Below are 16,076 nucleotides of genomic sequence, written 5' to 3' on the forward strand. Positions count from 1 at the left end.
GCTCAGCCCAGGCTCGATTCGTGCCGCAACTTGTCGCCGGCCGGATTGACCGCTTCGCGCAGGAAGCCGAACCCGGTGCGCCGGTCGAGGCGGAACAAGGTGTTGGTGACATAGATGTCTTCGCGCACACCGACCACTTCCACCACCTCGCTCACGCAGCGTCGGCCATCGGGCATGCGGGTCAACTGGATGATCAGGTCGAGCGCGGCACAGATCATCTGTCGCAACGTGCGCTCGGCCACCGAGCGGCCGGTCAGACCGACCAGGGTTTCCAGACGCAGCAGTGCGTCCTGGGCATTGTTGGCGTGGACCGTGCTCATTGAGCCATCGTGACCGGTGTTCATCGCCGTCAGCACGTCGAGCACTTCGACGCCACGGATCTCGCCGAGGATGATCCGGTCCGGCCGCATCCGCAGGGCATTGCGGATCAGGTCGCTGGCCTTGACCTCGCCATGGCCTTCGGCGTTCGGCGGGCGTGTTTCAAGACGTACTACGTGCGGGTGGCCAAGCTGCAGTTCGGCGACGTCCTCGATGGTCACCAACCGTTCGTGGGGATTGATCAATTGGCTGAGAATGTTCAGCAGCGTGGTCTTGCCGGTCCCGGTGCCGCCGCTGATCAGGATGTTGCAGCGCTTGCCCACCGCTTCCTGCAGGCAGTCGAATATGGCCAGGTCGATGGTCTGCATGGCGATCAGGTCGCTGCTCTTGAGCATGTCCTTGCGAAACTTCCGGATCGACAGGCACGGCCCGTCAAGGGCGATCGGCGGGATGATCGCGTTGACCCGACTGCCGTCGGGAAGCCGCGCATCGACCATCGGCGAAGATTCGTCCAGCCGTCGCCCGAGGGGCGCGAGAATGCGTTGCATGACCCGTTCGACGTGATGTGCATCGATGAAGCGCAGGTCACTTTGATGCAGCACGCCGTCGCGTTCGATGAACACGCGGTGCGGGCCGTTGACCAGAATCTCGGTCACGGCGCTGTCGCGCAGCAACACTTCCAGCGGGCCGAATCCGGTCAGTTCATCGACGATCTCTTCCGCCAGCCGTTCCATCTCGTAGCGTGAAATCGCCAGGTGCAGGCGGGCGATGTATTCGGCGACCTTGTCGGTGACGAACTGCGCCAGCAACTGCCGCGAACCTTCCAGCAGATTTTTTCCGGATTCCTCGATGGCATCGATGATGTAGCGATGCAGCACCAGTTTCAGGCCTTCGTGGTCGCTGTTGCCCGACTGACCGCGCGCCGGGGCACCGAAGAGTTTTTCCGCGCTCATGAGGTGCCTCGCAACCGGTCGAACCAGGTGACCCTGGGTTTGGCCAGGCCCTCGGAGCGTTTGGCCAGTCGTTCGCCAAGCGCCCGCAGGCTCTGGGTGAGTTTTTCCCTGGGGGCCAGTTCAAACAGGCTGACACCCTGATTCTTGGCGTTCAGACGCAACTCCGGACTCAAGGCCAGCACGGCGATCACCTCGAGATTGAAGGTCTTGCCGAGGGTTTCCGCATCCGGCGCCACGTTGCTCAGATAACGGTCGACCAAGAGCCGTCCGTGGTCGAGCTTCATGCCTTTTTCCCGCCATAGATTGAACACTGCGAGATTACGCCGGCAATTGAGGACGTTCTGGTCGGTGTACCAGATCAGTTTGTCGCAATGGCTGACGAAGGTGCGCAACGCTTCGCTGTCGGGCTGGCCGGTGAGGTTCACGACGATGTGCTGGAAGTGCTGGCGCAGCGCGCTGAGCAGCATGTACAGCTCGGCGGCGCTGGTGCTTTCCAGCGGCTCGTCATTGTCGGCGTACGCGAGAATCCGCAGCCCCGCTTCGGCGCTGGTGAAGGCGCTGTCGATCAGCGTGGCGTCGAGCCTGCGCACATGGCGCAAGGCATCGCCGAAGTGGAACGAACTCTCCAGCCCCAGCAGCGCCAGACTGTCGCCGCGGGGTAGCCCGAGGTCCAGCAGCAGTGTCTGTTGCCCGCTCTTTTGCACCACCAGTGCCATATGGTTGGACAACAGCGCGCCGTCGGAACTGCTCTGCACGCCGTACAGAACCGTCAGGCCACCCAGTTGCGCATTGTGGGTCACCGGCGGCATGCGTTTGCTCAGGCGGCGCACCAGTCCGGCCACCTCGCTGGAACGCGAACCGTAGGCGACGAAATCACGCGCCCCGGCGCGCATGGCGTTGAGCACCAACTGGTTGTCCATGCCGTCGCCCAGGGCCACGATCGCCAGCATCGGCTTGGCTTCCAGCGCGCCTTCGATCAGTGCGCTCTGGGCGACCACGTGTTCACGATCGAGGCCGACGAACACCAGGCTGGCGAAGGTGACATCCACCAGCGCGAGTAATTCGTCGAGGCTGCCCGTACCGGCGCTGACCACTTGTCCCAACGGGGCGAGCGCGTTTTGCAGCCACTCCAGATCGGTGCTGTTGCGGGTGATGGCGAGAAAGGTCTGACTCAGGTTCTGGCTCATTGGGACAACCCGCTGCGTTTGTCGAAGTTGCCGTTCTCCAGGAAAAACATGCGGTAGAAGTTCGGATCGTAGTTGCGCAGTTTCTCTCCCGGCAGCGACGGCAGTTGCGCCTCTGCCGACAGCGGATGCACCAGATGCGGGGTGACGATCATCAGCAGTTCGCGCTCTTCGCGTTTGATCTGCGAGCTTTTGAAAAACGCTCCCAGCACCGGGATATCTCCCAGCCCCGGAAACTTGTTGACCTGAGACGTGTTGCTGGTGCTGATCAGACCGCTGATGACGAAGCTCTCGCCATCGGCCAGGGAAATGCTCGTGTCGGTACGGCGGATGGTCAGGGCCGGCACTGTGGTGCCAGCAATCTGCACGGCATTGCTGAAGTCCAGCTCGCTGACTTCCGGTGCGACTTTCAGGGCGATGCGATCGTGGCTGATGATCGTCGGCGTCAGGGTCAGGCGTATGCCGAATTCCTTGTATTCGATCGACACGCTGTCGCTGCCGGCGCTGGGTACCGGAATCGGGATCTGGCCACCGGCAAGGAAGCTCGCGCTCTGTCCGCTCAGCGCCACCAGACTGGGGCGGGCCAGGGTGTAGGCAAAACCGCTGCCCTCCAGGGCATTGATGATTGCCATGGTCTTGCCGCCGATCCACGAGAAGTTGAACAGCGAGTTATCCACCGGCAGGCGTGGTTGCGGTACGCCATCGATGGGCGGCAATGTCCCCGGAGAGCCGAAGAGGAAATTGCCACGGGTACCGATGATCGAGGCCGAGGCCTGTTTGAGCTTGGTGCGGCTGACTTCGACGAAGCGAATGTCAGTCTGTACCTGTGATGGCAGCTGCGCATCTTCCGACGGCAATGGAGCGCTCCCGGTCAGCGCGTTCGTGGCGGCACCCTGGACAAACACCATGCTCTGACGCGGCTCGCTCGAACACGCGGTCCAGACCATCAGGCTGGTGGCGCCGGGGGCCATGCCGGTGAGCAGAAATGACGAATTGCCGGTGGCGTGCACATCGGCGATTTTCGGGTCGCCGATGGCCAGGCGCGTGATTGCCACCGGCGATTGCATGTCTTGTTGCCAACCCTCGTTGACTTCAATCACTGGCGGCAGCCGGCTCAACGCCGAGCAGTTGCCGGTGGCCGCCTGCGCGGCGCTCATCGACAGTCCCATCAACAGCAAGCCCCGCAGCAGGGGGTTGAAGGTCGGCCAGGAACGACTCTGCATGCACTTGGATCCTTGCTCAGTCATGGATTCTGTTGGGTGACCTGATTGCCGCGAATCACTTCCACCGCCGGCCGCGCTGCGCCGTTGTGTTCGCCGCTGTACGGGACTTTCGGTACGGCGCCCAGCGCGAGCTGGGTGAACTGGAAGAGCTGGCTGTTGGCGGCGACCAGTTTGTCCTGTGTCTGCTTTTCGCCGGCCCAGTATTTGGCCAGGCGCTGTTCTTCGCTGCTGCGCACCGCCAGGCGCAAGGTCCCGACCTGGGTGGCGAGCATCATCCGGCTCAGCAGTTGCTCCGGTACCGCCAGTACCACGGTGCGCGCGGTGAGCCGGCGCTGATCCTGTTTGAGCTTGTCATCGGTGCTCAGTGCCGGTGTGGCTGGCTGGCCGTCGTTGGTCAGGCCGTACTGTTCGCCAACGCCGAGTACGCGCATTGCCGGCACCACGATCTGCGCCGACTGTTGCGGGTTGCTGGCGTCCTGACGCAGGTACAGCAACACATCGACGTAATCACCGGGCATCAACTGTCCGGCGGCACCGATCACTTCATCCACCGAAACGGCCAGCGCACGCTCATCGCTGTGGATCATGCGGGCCAGCGCACCACCGGCTTCAAAGCTTTCGGCGTTGAGCCAGGTTCCTGCACTGAGACGACGCCAGGGCGTGCGGCCTACGGCTTGTTCGAGGGTGCCGAGGCTGCCGGCGGGAGCGCTGCGCAGTTTTTCGATGGCCAGGTCGGCGGCGGTGAGCGGGGTGAATGGCGGAACGTCGTGCACCAGGACGACCACGGGCTGGCGGGTCTGGTCTTCGGCGGCGGCAACGGTCTTTTCCACGGTGACCACCGCAGGTGCAGGAGTCTCGGCAACGGGAGCCGGTTGCCGGCTGAGAACAAGGCCCCAGTAGCCGACAACGATGGCTCCCAGCAAGAGCACGGCGGCAAGGCCCATGGTGACGCGACTGTTCATGATGGCTCTCCCTTTCCAGCTGCACTACCAGCCCGCACTTCCAACAAGGGAACATCGCAATCAGGCAGCTATGAACATCCAACTATTTCGCTATTTCCACGCTAGCTGAAACAAGCCAAAACGCCATTACTGGCGGGCAAATAACCTACGAAAGTATGGGGGTTGGCCAATTAGCAGTCGAAATGGGCAGAAAGACGAAGCGACTAATGCTTTGGGATTAATCCGTTCTTACAGTTGTTGAGGGGTGGTTTGTTGACAATGCTCAGATGGCACGGTGGAAGCATTGCCGCTGTAGCGACATCGGCGCCGGGAGCGCAAAGGAGTGAAGGTATGATTCTCGATTATCTGCTGGCCAGAGCCCGTTTGTTTTTCAAGAGTGAGGAAGGGGCTTCGGCTATCGAGTACGCGATCGTGGTAGCGATGGTCGCGGTGGTGGTCGTGGTGTTCGTGACGCCGATCGGCACCAAGGTGCTGAACATCTTCAACTCTGTTCTGGTCGCTCTTGGCGGTACTGCGCAGACCAAGCCTGTGCCCTGATCACGTCGTTCGTCGAATCCTGCCTGCCGGTTTGCGGCCTGTGTCCCGGGCCGTGAACCGCGAGCACCCTTGAAAGCCGCAATCCGGTGCCCCGGCACTAAGGAGTAGCGCCATGCTCTTCGAATTCCTGATGTTGCATGCCCGGCGTTTTCTGCACAGCAAAGAAGGCGCGTCGGCCATTGAATATGCCATTGTGGTGGCCATGGTCGCCGTTGTGGTTGTGGTGTTCGTGACGCCGGTAGGCGCCAAGGTGCTGGCCATTTTCAACAATATTCTCGTGGCTCTGGGTGGCACCGCACAAACCGCACCCGTGCAGACCCCCTGACTCGCTGGGGCGCCATTCTCACACTACACTCGGTTTCACTTTCAGCTTCTCAGGGATTGACCCATGACTGCTTCCTCGCTGCCCCGCCAACAGTTGCTTCTGGTTGACGATGAAGAGGACGCATTGCTGGAACTGGCGGAGTTGCTGGAGGGCGAGGGCTTCGTCTGTCATACCGCGACCTCGGTGAAACTTGCCCTGCATCATCTGACCCGCCATCCCGACATCGCCCTGGTGATCACCGATCTGCGCATGCCGGAAGAAAGCGGCATGTCGCTGATCAAACGCCTGCGCGAACACACCTCGCGCCAGCATCTGCCGGTGATCGTTACATCGGGGCATGCGGACATGGAAGACGTCAGTGACATGCTGCGCCTGCAGGTGCTGGATCTGTTCCGCAAGCCGATCTATCACGTGCGGTTGCTGGAAACCCTCGACAACCTGTTTCCCAGACCCGGTATCAATATCTCGTGATGACCGGTACGAGGCATTCATTCAGAAGTTGACGCCACTTGTTTGACTTTGAAGTGGTGTCGAAATGATGGCTCGTGTACATTCCCCGCGCCCGATCCGGATGACCCGGACCGGCGCGGCAGGGACGTCCGACACAATGTGTGAACCCTGCTGAAACTGCTTTTCATGTTTTGGAAGGGAATCCCGTTTGAACACTGCTCGCTTGCGCCACTCGCTTTTGGCGCTGTCCATCGCTGCAGCCATACTGCATGCCCCGATCACCACCGCTGCCGGCGCCAGTCTGAATTACGACCTGAGTGGCGGGCCACTGAACAGCAACCTGCAGAACTACGGGCTGGTCGATTTGAACGGCAACGGGACCATTGCCCCCGGTTCGCCGTCGACTTTTACCTATGGCGCCCAGTTCATGGGCCTGACCGCTGACCAGTTGCGCAACAACGGCACCCTCCGGATCGATGGGGCCAATCATGGCGTCGGCATCAATCTGGGAGCCGCCGGTGCAACGCTGACCACTGTCGCCTACAACGTGATCAACAAGGGTTCGATTGCTGTCCACGGCCTGGCCGACTCCGGCAGTTCCGCCGGCATTTCCGATATCGCAAGCCAATTCACTGGCTCGCTGCTCAACGATGGCGTCATTGATGTCAGTGGTGCGACCGCCAGCGGCGTGATGCTGGTGCATACCACTCTGAACGGGGTATCCAACAACGGCACCATCAGCGCCAGCGGGACGGATGCTTTGGGGCTGTTTCTCGACGGTGCCACGCTCAAGGAAGCCTTGAACAACAACGGTACGATTCGCGCCACCGGGGCAAACGCCGAAGCCTTGACGCTGGAGGGCGTGAAATACAGTGCCCCGGCAGGAACGGGTACTTTCGCCCTGTTTAACCAGGGCACGATTTCAGGTGAGTCCATCGGTGTGCACGTCAGCGATCAGCCGGCCGGTGGCCTGCCGTTCGTGATCTATCAGCAGGAAGGTCTGATCGAGGGTGGTCAGGCGGCGATTCAGGTAGATGACGGGGTCAGCTACTTTCACCTCTATGGCGGCCAGGTCAAAGGCGATTTGATCGGCCTGTCCGGTGTGAGTGTCGACGGTGAAGCTACCTTCGATGGTTCCACCATCAAATCCGGCTACGTCACCATCGAAGACGGCACGCTGACCCTGATGAGACCGCACACCACGATCATCGGCGACTTCGACATGGAAGAATCCGACTCGGTGCTGGAGATGTATTTGGGCAACGACACCAACCCGGCGTTGCCGGTGCTGAAAGTCACCGGTACCACCGATATCGCACCCGGCGCGACCTTGCGTCTGCTGGCGCGCTCCAGTGATTTTCGCGTGACGCCTGGCGGCACGAAGTACACCCTGATCAGCTCGGGCAATCTGATCGGAGGCAACAACCTCAACGTAACCTCCAACTCCGCATTGCTGGATGTGAAGAGTTTTGGCGTCGCAGGCAACGACATCATGTCCGTGGTGACCAACAAGTCCGAAGAGACGCTGGCGCAAAATACCCTTGTGGCCGGCGGCAGTCGCAACGCTGCCACGGCGGTGGGCCGCGTGTCGGGTCTGATGTCCCGGCTCGACGAGCAGGATCCGGTGTTCCAGGCTTTCGCCAACGCCAGTACCGACGCACAACTGGCGCGGCTGTCCGAAACCCTCAGCCCCGATGTCAGTCGCGGGGTGATTAAGGCCGCCACCAACAGCCAGACGCTGGTTTCCGGTGTGCTCGACGAGCGCTCCAGTCGCGCCCGTGAGGCGGCGGCTGCAATGGAAAAAGGCGTCTGGCTGCAAGCCTTGAGCAGCGACGCCAGTCAGGATCAGCGTCGCGGTGTCAGCGGTTATGACGCCGACAGCCACGGTATCGCCGTCGGTGCCGATGGTCAGCTGAATGCCGATCTGGCGGTCGGTCTGGCCTACAGCTACCTCGACACCGATGTGAAATCCGATCGCGGCAACAAGACCCGGGTCACCGGGCATGCGCTGACCCTGTACGGCAACTGGACCCACGACAACTGGTTCGCCGATACGTCGTTGATGTACGGCTGGAACGACAACGAATCAAAGCGCTACATCGCCGGCACGCGGGCCAAGAGTGATTACGACAGCAACGTGTTCGGTGTCAGTGCGCTGGCCGGTTACACCGTGCGCCTGCTGCCGGATGTGGTGGTCGAACCCCAGGTCGGCGCGCGTTACGCCAACGTGAGCATGGACAGCTATCGCGAGAAGGGCAGTTCGGTCTCGCTGAATGTAGGCAGCCAACGCTACGAAGTGGGTGAAGTCGGCGCCGGCGCACGTCTGGCCGCAGCGTTTGCGATGGGCTCGGGCAGCTTCGAGCCGGAAGCGAAACTGATGGCCTGGCATGACGTCATTGGCGACAGGACAGCGACCACTTCTTCCTTCGTGCCGGGTGGTGACTCGTTCACCAGCCGGGGCACGACACCGGTTCGCGACAGCTATGAACTGGGTCTGGGCGCCAACTATCGCATGGGCCCGTGGAGCGTCGGCGGGTCTTACAACTACGTGACCGCCAGCGGGTTCGACGCTGACGGTTTCACTGCAAAAGTGCGTTACGCCTTCTGACCGCACAGCCGGCCGGGCTACAGCTGATAGCTGAAGCTGATGCTGTAGCGCGGCCGGCGGTTGTAGGTATCCAGCGCTTCATCGGACATGGGTTTGGCCGCTTCCAGGGCGATGTTGTAGTACCTGGCATCGCCAAATCTGAGGCCCACGGCTGCCGACGACAGGCTGTTGGCCTGCACCGGCAACTGGTTGAACCAGCTGCGGGAACGGTCGAGCACGACATAGGGTTGCAGGATGCGTACCCAGTTGCCGTCGCGGTTGAAGCTGTAGTTGATCTCGTAAGCCACGCCCCAGCCCTTGTCGCCGGATGCCTGATCGTCCGGGTAGCCACGACCGAAGTTCTGCCCGCCGAACACCGCGCGCTCGCTGTCAGGCAGGGTGTCGTCGGTCCAGTAAAGCGCGCCGGACAGCACGCCCTGCCAGTTATCGAGGAACTTGTCGCTCTGCACCCCGGAAAGACGCAGGCGCAGGAAATTGAGATCGATGGCGCTGTTGTTGGTGTGCGCGCCCATGCTGTCGAGCCCTTGATAGACGCCGCCGCTGAGAATCCTCAGCTGCCGGGCGTCAGCCTTGCGCCAGTCGCTTTCGAAGGCCAGGGCGCGGATGTCGGTACGCTCTTCGACGCTCAACGGGTAGCCGATGACGTTATAGCGGGTCTTGTCGTTGACCGCATACAGGCGCGCGCCCGCGGTCAACAGTTCATTGGGGGCGGCAATCAGCGGCAGGCTGAAACCGACCGAGTACCGGTCATTTTCGCGATGGGGCTTGAGCTCCAGGCCGTTGTCCAGCGCGACGTTGGTGCCGGGGTCGGCACGGTAGCGCGAGGCGGACAGGTTCAGTTGCGTGCCTTCGGCGTCGAGAAACTGGCTATAGTCCAGACGGTAGTAATGCTCGTGATCCTTTCCCGGTGGAAACAGCCCGCTGAGCGTCAGCTGTTCGCCCATCGACGTCTGGGAGTTGCTGCTCACACCGAGCAGGGCCTGGGTGCCCTTGCGATTGTCTTCGGTGGTGCTCAGGGAACTGGTGAACGGCTTGCGGCTGGCCTGGGCGATCAGCGTGGTCGCACCATCGGTGGTGCCGGGCGGTGGCACCTGGGCCTGGATCGTGATACCCGGAATCCGCGTCATCAACGTGGTATAGCGCTCGAAGGTCTTGCGGGTCAGCGGGCGTTCCGCCTGGATTTTCGCCGCCAGCCTGTCGAGCAGTCCCTTGACCCGGCCGACATCCCCCTGCACCTGCACATCCCTCACGTAGCCTTCCACCAACACCACCCGCGCCACACCGTCCTGGAAACTCTGTTGTGGCAGAAACGCGTAGGACAGCAGGTAGCCGTCGTTCTGGTAGCGTCGGGTGATGTTGCGGGTGGCTTCGATCAGGTCGGCGAGACTGGATTGATGGCCGATCAGGGGTTTATAGATTTCTGCCAGTTCGTTGAGCGGATAAAGCGTTCCACCCTCGATCTGTACGGTTTTCAGATTGATCTTCGTCCCCATCATCAGCGGTTCGGCTGCCGCAGCACCGGGCTCCGGGACTTGCAGTGGCGCCGCCCGCGGCCGATAGGCGTCCGCGGGCAGATTCGGCACCGGCAGGTTGCGGATGGTTTCGTTACTGTTCAGAAAGCTGGGAAGGGTGTCGGCGAGAGCTGTGGAACTGAGACTGAGCAACAGCAGGGATGCCATAACGCGCATAGGACACTCCATGTTCAAACCGCAGCACCGGGCAGGGTTTTTCCTAAGAAAAAAGCGGAAGACTCATGGGGAATCTTCCGCTCTCAACCAAGCGTAGGCGCTGTAGGTTCGGCCGTCGAATCGGCCAGGTGCAATTCAGGGTTTGCTGCCACCCAGGGCACCGCTGAGGCCGCCGAGCACTCCGCCCAGACCACCGCTGGTGCCAGTGCCGCCGGTGGAGGTGCCACCGTTGACCAGTCCACCGACCGCGCCCACGGTGCCGCCCACGTTGCTGACCAGGCCACCGACTGCGGTGGTGACCGGGTTATTGGTGGCGGCGATCGCGCCACCGAGATTGCTGACCGCACCGCCCACCTGACCGGTGATACCGGCAACCGGAGTACCGAGCCCGGTGGCGCTGCCGACGTTCTGGGTCAGGCTGGTGACGGCACTGGTGACCGGCGCGAGGCCGCTGCCGACATTGTTGCCCAGTGTGGCCAGTGGTGTGGTGGGTGCAGTGATCGGTGTACCCGAACCGCCCAGCACAGTGTTGAGCGAAGCCACGGTATTACCGGCCGAGGCCAGTACGCCGCCAGGGGCGCCCAGCGCGCCATTGCCGGCTGCCAGCCCTGTACCGACGTTGGAAACCGCGCCGCCGACGGTTTGCAGCAGGCCGTTGTTGCCGAGTCCGCCACCCACGCCTGTGCCCGATCCGGTGCCGTTGTCCACCAGCCCGCCGGCCTTGCCGACGGTGGTGCCGACATTGCTCAGGGCGCCGCCGACGGTATTGGTCAGGGCATTGCCGTTGCCGGCCGCCGTGACGTTGTTACCCACACCGTCGACGGTGGTACCGACTTTCTGCAGCAGTCCGTTCAAGGGGTCACCCAGGCCGGTGGTGCTGCCCAGTTTGTCAGTGGTGCTTTCGACCATGGCGATCACGGGTACGAGACCGTTGCCGACATCTTTGGTCACCGAACCGAGGGGGCCTGTGGTGGTAGCCGTGCTCAGGGTATCGCCGAGCATGGTGACTTTCTCGCCGACGCCGTTGACCAACGGCGCGACTTTGGTCACGACACCGCCAACCACGGGGACGCTGCCGGTCGCGCTGGCGAGTTTGCCGCTGAGGTCCGATACGCCGTTGCCGACATCCTGCACCACGCCGCCGACTGCCGAGGCGGTAACGCCCAGGCCGTTGTCGGTCGTGCCCAGTTTGCCGAGGCCATTGGCTACGCCATCACCCAGTGTCGTCACCACATTACCTGCGGTTCTGGCGGCGCTTTGCACCACGCCGCCGACGACCGGCACGCCACTGAGCGAATCGCCGACCTGACCGACACCGCTGCCGACGCCGGCGACGGTGTTGCCGACATCCTGCACCAGCGTCGAGGTAACCAGTGGCGATGGTGTGCTCGGATTTGTGGGGGTGGTCGGATCCGTCGGGTTGGTCGGATTTGTTGGATTGGTCGGATCCGTGGTGCCGGTGCCACCTGTTCCGCCCGTTCCGGCAGTGCCGCCAGTCCCGGTCGTACCGCCGCTGCCGCTTGTTCCGCCAGTCCCGGTCGTACCGCCGCTACCGCTTGTTCCGCCAGTGCCGGCGGTGGAGCTGTCCGGAGTCGAGCTGGAGCTGCTGTGATGACCGCCACCGCCGCTGCTGCAGCCGGCCAGTCCGAGGGAGAGGATCAATGCCAGCGCTGTTGCCGATTTGCACCACACTTGAGTTTTCATGAGGTTGATTCCTTGCACCTGTCACAACGTTCGTTGTCTTCGATGGCTTGCCGATTCTGTTGCCGGCAATGCCTTCGCCCGTGGTGCTCATATCAGTCGCAAGGCTGGATCCACGCCATTCTCGAGTTGGTATTAACGCCTTTATATAAATGGCCGCGGCTGCTGCTTAACGATTAATGCCGAAGATATAAAGGCGCAAAAAAAAGCCTTGAAAATCAAGGCTTCCTGTTGGGCGCAACGGCGGATGCGGGAGGTGAAAACTTAAGTTATATACACACAATTGATCATGTTGCGCCGGCCTGGATCGCCTCCTGCACAGTGCGCAGTGGCGACTGCGCCGGTGTCTGTTTCAGGCAATCGGTCGCCAGTTTCCGACCATGTGCTCCAGATCCCCGGCGCCGATCAGACGCAACTCACCGCTGGAGCCTGCCGAACTGGCGAACAGCGATACCTCGCTCGGCAGGCGCACCGGCTTGCGAAAATGCACGGTGATCTCCAGATTGGCCCGGGGCAGATGATCCGCCAGCGCCGCCAGCGTGCGAGCCTTGTTCCACAGGCCATGAGCGATGGCGGTGGGAAAACCGAACAGCTTTGCACTGGCCGCGCTCAGGTGGATCGGGTTGTAGTCGCCGGAAACCCTGGCGTATTGCCGGCCGATGTCCACCGGGGCTTTCCACTGCGCCACCTGCAGCAGTGGCAGCGACGGTTCCCAGGCTTGCTCCAGGGCATCGCCCTCAAGCTTCACGCCTCGACAGAGCATCCGGCTTTCGGCTTCCCACAACGGCCCGAGCTGATCGTCGAAGGTGGTCAGCAGATCGAAGGTTGCGCCTTTCGGATGGGGTTTGAGGTTGCGCACCCGGACGCTGACCTGCGCCCGACTGATCCCGCCCATCGGCCGCAACACGCGGATACGGTTGCTCAGGTGAATCAGCCCCAGCAGCGGAAAAGGAAAATCCCTGGCCGTGAGCAATTGCATCTGCAATGCAAACGCCAGGACATGTGGATAAGTCGGCGGCAGCAGACCGTCGTCGGCAAAGCCGCAGACCCTGCGGTAGGCCGCCAGGCGTTTGCCATCGACGTCGACCCAGCAGCGCAGACCGGTGTCGGGCAACGTGGTGCCGGTGATTTTTCGCCGGGTCGCCGCTCGGACATACAGCCCCGGCAGGCTCGGCTCGCGGTGCAGCGTGTGCCATTCGATGCTCATGCCTAAGCCCCCAGAACACTTTGTCCACAGACCCGCAGCGCCTGCCCGGTGAACGCACCGGTGCCCGGTTGTGCCAGCCACGCGACGGCTTCGGCGACGTCTTGCGGCAGGCCGCCCTGGCCTAGCGAACTCATGCGCCGCCCGGCTTCGCGCAGGCCGAAAGGAATGTGTGCGGTCATCTGGGTCTCGATGAAACCCGGCGCCACGGCGTTGATGCTGATGCCACGTTCCAGCAAGGTCGGCGCCCAGGCCTGGGCCAGGCCGATCAGCCCGGCCTTGCTCGCGGCGTAATTGGTCTGCCCGCGATTGCCGGCAATGCCGCTGATGGAGGCCAGCAGAATCACCCGTGCGTTGTCGCGCAGGGTGCCGCTGTCGAGCAGGGCCCTGGTCAGCACTTGCGGGGCGTTGAGATTGACCGCCAGCACCGCGTCCCAGAACTCGGGCGTCATGTTGGCCAGGGTTTTGTCGCGAGTGATACCGGCGTTGTGCACCAGAATGTCGAGGCCGTCCGGCAATTGTTCGATCAATTGCGCGGCGGCGTCTTCGGCGCAGATGTCGAGGGTGATGGCGCGTCCACCGAGGCGCGCGGCCAGGGCTTCGAGATCGGTTTTCGCTGGCGGTACGTCGAGCAGGATCACCTCGGCACCGTCCCGGGCCAGGGTTTCGGCGATGGACGCACCGATGCCCCGCGCTGCGCCGGTGACCAGCGCCTTGCGCCCGGCCAACGGGCGAGTCCAGTCGCTCACCTGCGTCGCACAGGCGTTCAGGCGGATCACTTGCCCGGAGACGAACGCGCTTTTCGGTGACAGAAAGAAACGCAGCGGCCCTTCCAGCTGATCTTCGGCACCTTCACCCACGTAAATCAATTGCAGCGTACCGCCGCCACGCAACTCCTTGGCCAGCGAACGGGAGAAACCTTCGAGCGCCCGCTGGGCACTGGCGGCAAATGGTTCGCGCAAGGCTTCCGGGGCACGGCCGAAAATCACCAGGTGCGCACTGTGGTCGAGGTTTTTCATCAACGGCTGGAAAAATTCGCGCAGTTGCTTGAGCTGGTCGGTGTGCTGCAATTGACTGGCGTCGAACACCACCGCCTTGAGTTTAGGGCCATGACCGGGAATCCATTGGATGGCGGACACAGGCTGGTCACCGTAGCGATAAATGGCATCGGTCAACCGGTTGGCGAAGGTGCTGACCCGTTCGGCCAGCGGCCCGCCACCGATCAGCAGTGCTCCGTCCACCGGCCGCAGGCGCCCGGCCTGCCAGCGTTCCAGCCGCACGGGCGACGGCAGGCCCAGGGCCCCGACCAGACGGTGGCCGATGGACGAGTTGGCGAAGTCGATATAGCGGTCAGACATGGAACGCTCTCCGGAAGATGGGGTTCAAAGTGTGGACTGCGAAGGGCAATCAATCGTTCGATCCATGCAATAAGGCCTACGCTAGAACAGCAGAGTAGTTTGCCCCCGGTACTTTTGGGGCCGAACCCGATAGCAAGTACACCACCGACCCTGTGGGAGCGGGCTTGCCCGCGATGGCGCAGCGTCAGCCACTGAAGAGCCTGGAAGTGCCGGCCCCATCGCTGGCAAGCCAGCTCCCACAGGGATTTCCATGAGCCCGGATCAACAAGGAGTTTTTCATGAGTCAGCTGCGCCGCGTCGCGATCATTGGTGGCAACCGCATTCCGTTTGCCCGTTCCAACGGCCCCTACGCTACTGCGAGCAATCAGGACATGCTCACCGCCGCCCTTGAAGGCCTGATCGAACGTTACAACCTGCACGGGTTGCGCCTGGGCGAGGTGGTCGCGGGGGCGGTGCTGAAATTGTCACGGGATATGAACCTGACCCGCGAATGCGTGCTCGGCTCGCGCCTGTCACCGGCCACACCCGCCTATGACATCCAGCAGGCCTGTGGCACCGGCCTGGAAGCCGCGCTGCTGGTGGCGAACAAGATTGCCCTCGGCCAGATCGATTGCGGCATCGCCGGCGGCGTCGACACCACGTCGGACGCGCCGATCAGCGTCAGCGAAGGCCTGCGCAAGATTCTCCTGCAAGCCAACCGTGCGAAAACCACCGGCGACAAGCTCAAGACTTTTCTCCAACTGCGCCCGAAACACCTGATCCCGGAATTCCCGCGCAACGGCGAGCCGCGCACCGGCCTGTCGATGGGCCAGCACTGCGAATTGATGGCACAGACCTGGGGCATCCCACGCGAAGCGCAGGATCAACTGGCCCTCGAAAGCCACCACAAACTCGCCGCGTCCTACAGCGAAGGCTGGCACAACGATCTGATGACCCCGTTTCTCGGCCTGACCCGCGACAACAACCTGCGTCCCGACCTGACCCTGGAAAAACTCGCGACCCTGAAGCCGGCCTTCGAGAAAAGCGCCAAAGGTACGCTGACCGCCGGCAACTCCACACCGTTGACCGATGGCGCGTCGGTGGTGTTGCTGGGCAGTGAAGAATGGGCGAAAGAACGTGGTCTGCCGATCCTCGCGTACCTGCGTGACGGCGAAGCGGCGGCGGTGGATTTCGTCAACGGCGCCGAAGGACTGCTGATGGCCCCGGTGTATGCGGTGCCGCGTTTGCTGGCGCGCAATGGCCTGACCTTGCAGGATTTCGACTATTACGAAATCCACGAAGCGTTCGCCGCACAGGTGTTGTGCACGTTGAAGGCCTGGGAAGATCCGGAATACTGCAAAACCCGGCTCGGTCTGGACGCACCGCTTGGCTCGATCGATCGCAGCCGCCTGAACGTCAAGGGCAGTTCGCTGGCGGCAGGGCATCCGTTTGCCGCGACGGGCGGGCGGATCGTCGCCAACATGGCGAAACTGCTGGATGCGGCGGGGCAGGGGCGGGGGTTGATTTCGATTTGTGCGGCTGGCGGACAGGGAGTGACGGCGATCATCGAGCGCTGAAAGAGCAGG

13 protein-coding genes are annotated in these 16,076 nt (G+C 62.5%); 5 read left to right on the top strand and 8 right to left on the bottom strand.

Annotated features, from left to right (window positions below; genetic code table 11):
- Positions 1 to 2: 2 nt before the first annotated feature.
- From NWV16_RS04180 to cpaB, 4 genes are read right to left on the bottom strand one after another with little or no spacing between them, the layout of a single operon-like run.
- On the bottom strand, positions 3 to 1,271 hold the full coding sequence (locus tag NWV16_RS04180; RefSeq protein ID WP_260522079.1) for a CpaF family protein: 1,269 nt from the start codon (positions 1,269 to 1,271) through the stop codon (positions 3 to 5).
- Positions 1,268 to 2,458: a pilus assembly protein gene (locus tag NWV16_RS04185; RefSeq protein ID WP_260522080.1), complete on the bottom strand. Its 1,191-nt coding sequence runs from the start codon at positions 2,456 to 2,458 to the stop codon at positions 1,268 to 1,270. Before NWV16_RS04185 ends, NWV16_RS04180 begins: the two co-directional genes overlap by 4 nt.
- The gene (locus tag NWV16_RS04190) at positions 2,455 to 3,678 is read right to left on the bottom strand and encodes a type II and III secretion system protein family protein (protein ID WP_260522081.1); all 1,224 of its coding nucleotides are present in this window, start codon (positions 3,676 to 3,678) and stop codon (positions 2,455 to 2,457) included. The genes NWV16_RS04185 and NWV16_RS04190 overlap by 4 nt, the downstream gene beginning before the upstream one ends.
- A 20-nt stretch (positions 3,679 to 3,698) precedes the next feature.
- The gene (cpaB, locus tag NWV16_RS04195; protein WP_260522082.1) at positions 3,699 to 4,640 is read right to left on the bottom strand and encodes a Flp pilus assembly protein CpaB; all 942 of its coding nucleotides are present in this window, start codon (positions 4,638 to 4,640) and stop codon (positions 3,699 to 3,701) included.
- 330 nt (positions 4,641 to 4,970) lie between these two features.
- Here cpaB and NWV16_RS04200 point away from each other — a divergent pair, with 330 nt between their 5' ends.
- The 4 genes from NWV16_RS04200 (at position 4,971) to NWV16_RS04215 (ending at position 8,560) form a co-directional block, all read left to right on the top strand.
- Complete coding sequence (locus NWV16_RS04200) at positions 4,971 to 5,177, top strand: Flp family type IVb pilin (protein WP_065260230.1); 207 nt, start codon at positions 4,971 to 4,973, stop codon at positions 5,175 to 5,177.
- Positions 5,178 to 5,289: 112 nt separating this feature from the next.
- Positions 5,290 to 5,502 carry a Flp family type IVb pilin gene (locus tag NWV16_RS04205; protein WP_260522083.1) on the top strand — a complete coding sequence of 71 codons (213 nt, stop codon included), beginning with the start codon at positions 5,290 to 5,292 and terminating at the stop codon, positions 5,500 to 5,502.
- Positions 5,503 to 5,565: 63 nt separating this feature from the next.
- Positions 5,566 to 5,973, top strand: a complete 408-nt coding sequence (locus NWV16_RS04210) for a response regulator (RefSeq protein ID WP_065260228.1) — start codon at positions 5,566 to 5,568, stop codon at positions 5,971 to 5,973.
- A gap of 187 nt (positions 5,974 to 6,160) precedes the next feature.
- Positions 6,161 to 8,560, top strand: coding sequence for an autotransporter domain-containing protein (locus NWV16_RS04215; RefSeq protein ID WP_260522084.1), 2,400 nt, complete (start codon positions 6,161 to 6,163; stop codon positions 8,558 to 8,560).
- Positions 8,561 to 8,577: 17 nt separating this feature from the next.
- On the opposite strand, the gene NWV16_RS04220 is transcribed toward NWV16_RS04215, so the two are convergent.
- The 4 genes from NWV16_RS04220 to NWV16_RS04235 form a co-directional block, all read right to left on the bottom strand.
- Complete coding sequence (locus tag NWV16_RS04220) at positions 8,578 to 10,248, bottom strand: ShlB/FhaC/HecB family hemolysin secretion/activation protein (RefSeq protein ID WP_260522085.1); 1,671 nt, start codon at positions 10,246 to 10,248, stop codon at positions 8,578 to 8,580.
- A gap of 135 nt (positions 10,249 to 10,383) precedes the next feature.
- Positions 10,384 to 11,952 (bottom strand): collagen-like triple helix repeat-containing protein, encoded by a 1,569-nt coding sequence (locus NWV16_RS04225; protein ID WP_260522086.1) that lies wholly within the window; start codon positions 11,950 to 11,952, stop codon positions 10,384 to 10,386.
- 349 nt (positions 11,953 to 12,301) lie between these two features.
- A complete protein-coding gene (locus NWV16_RS04230) occupies positions 12,302 to 13,156 on the bottom strand; it encodes a MaoC/PaaZ C-terminal domain-containing protein (protein ID WP_260522087.1) in 855 nt (284 codons plus the stop codon).
- Positions 13,157 to 13,158: 2 nt separating this feature from the next.
- Entirely contained in the window at positions 13,159 to 14,511 is a 1,353-nt protein-coding gene (locus NWV16_RS04235) for a 3-oxoacyl-ACP reductase (protein ID WP_260522088.1), read from the bottom strand.
- A gap of 278 nt (positions 14,512 to 14,789) precedes the next feature.
- Here NWV16_RS04235 and NWV16_RS04240 point away from each other — a divergent pair, with 278 nt between their 5' ends.
- The gene (locus NWV16_RS04240; protein ID WP_260522089.1) at positions 14,790 to 16,067 is read left to right on the top strand and encodes an acetyl-CoA C-acetyltransferase; all 1,278 of its coding nucleotides are present in this window, start codon (positions 14,790 to 14,792) and stop codon (positions 16,065 to 16,067) included.
- The last annotated feature ends 9 nt before the right edge of the window (positions 16,068 to 16,076 follow it).

This window comes from Pseudomonas sp. BW7P1, assembly GCF_024981055.1.
GTDB lineage: Bacteria > Pseudomonadota > Gammaproteobacteria > Pseudomonadales > Pseudomonadaceae > Aquipseudomonas > Aquipseudomonas bananamidigenes.

Bases quoted from the DNA above. Each gene is read 5' to 3' on its own strand.
- NWV16_RS04180 (WP_260522079.1), bottom strand. From the start codon at position 1,271: ATGAGCGCGGAAAAACTCTTCGGTGCCCCGGCGCGCGGTCAGTCGGGC.
- NWV16_RS04185 (WP_260522080.1), bottom strand. From the start codon at position 2,458: ATGAGCCAGAACCTGAGTCAGACCTTTCTCGCCATCACCCGCAACAGC.
- NWV16_RS04190 (WP_260522081.1), bottom strand. From the start codon at position 3,678: ATGCAGAGTCGTTCCTGGCCGACCTTCAACCCCCTGCTGCGGGGCTTG.
- cpaB (WP_260522082.1), bottom strand. From the start codon at position 4,640: ATGAACAGTCGCGTCACCATGGGCCTTGCCGCCGTGCTCTTGCTGGGA.
- NWV16_RS04200 (WP_065260230.1), top strand. From the start codon at position 4,971: ATGATTCTCGATTATCTGCTGGCCAGAGCCCGTTTGTTTTTCAAGAGT.
- NWV16_RS04205 (WP_260522083.1), top strand. From the start codon at position 5,290: ATGCTCTTCGAATTCCTGATGTTGCATGCCCGGCGTTTTCTGCACAGC.
- NWV16_RS04210 (WP_065260228.1), top strand. From the start codon at position 5,566: ATGACTGCTTCCTCGCTGCCCCGCCAACAGTTGCTTCTGGTTGACGAT.
- NWV16_RS04220 (WP_260522085.1), bottom strand. From the start codon at position 10,248: ATGCGCGTTATGGCATCCCTGCTGTTGCTCAGTCTCAGTTCCACAGCT.
- NWV16_RS04225 (WP_260522086.1), bottom strand. From the start codon at position 11,952: ATGAAAACTCAAGTGTGGTGCAAATCGGCAACAGCGCTGGCATTGATC.
- NWV16_RS04230 (WP_260522087.1), bottom strand. From the start codon at position 13,156: ATGAGCATCGAATGGCACACGCTGCACCGCGAGCCGAGCCTGCCGGGG.
- NWV16_RS04235 (WP_260522088.1), bottom strand. From the start codon at position 14,511: ATGTCTGACCGCTATATCGACTTCGCCAACTCGTCCATCGGCCACCGT.
- NWV16_RS04240 (WP_260522089.1), top strand. From the start codon at position 14,790: ATGAGTCAGCTGCGCCGCGTCGCGATCATTGGTGGCAACCGCATTCCG.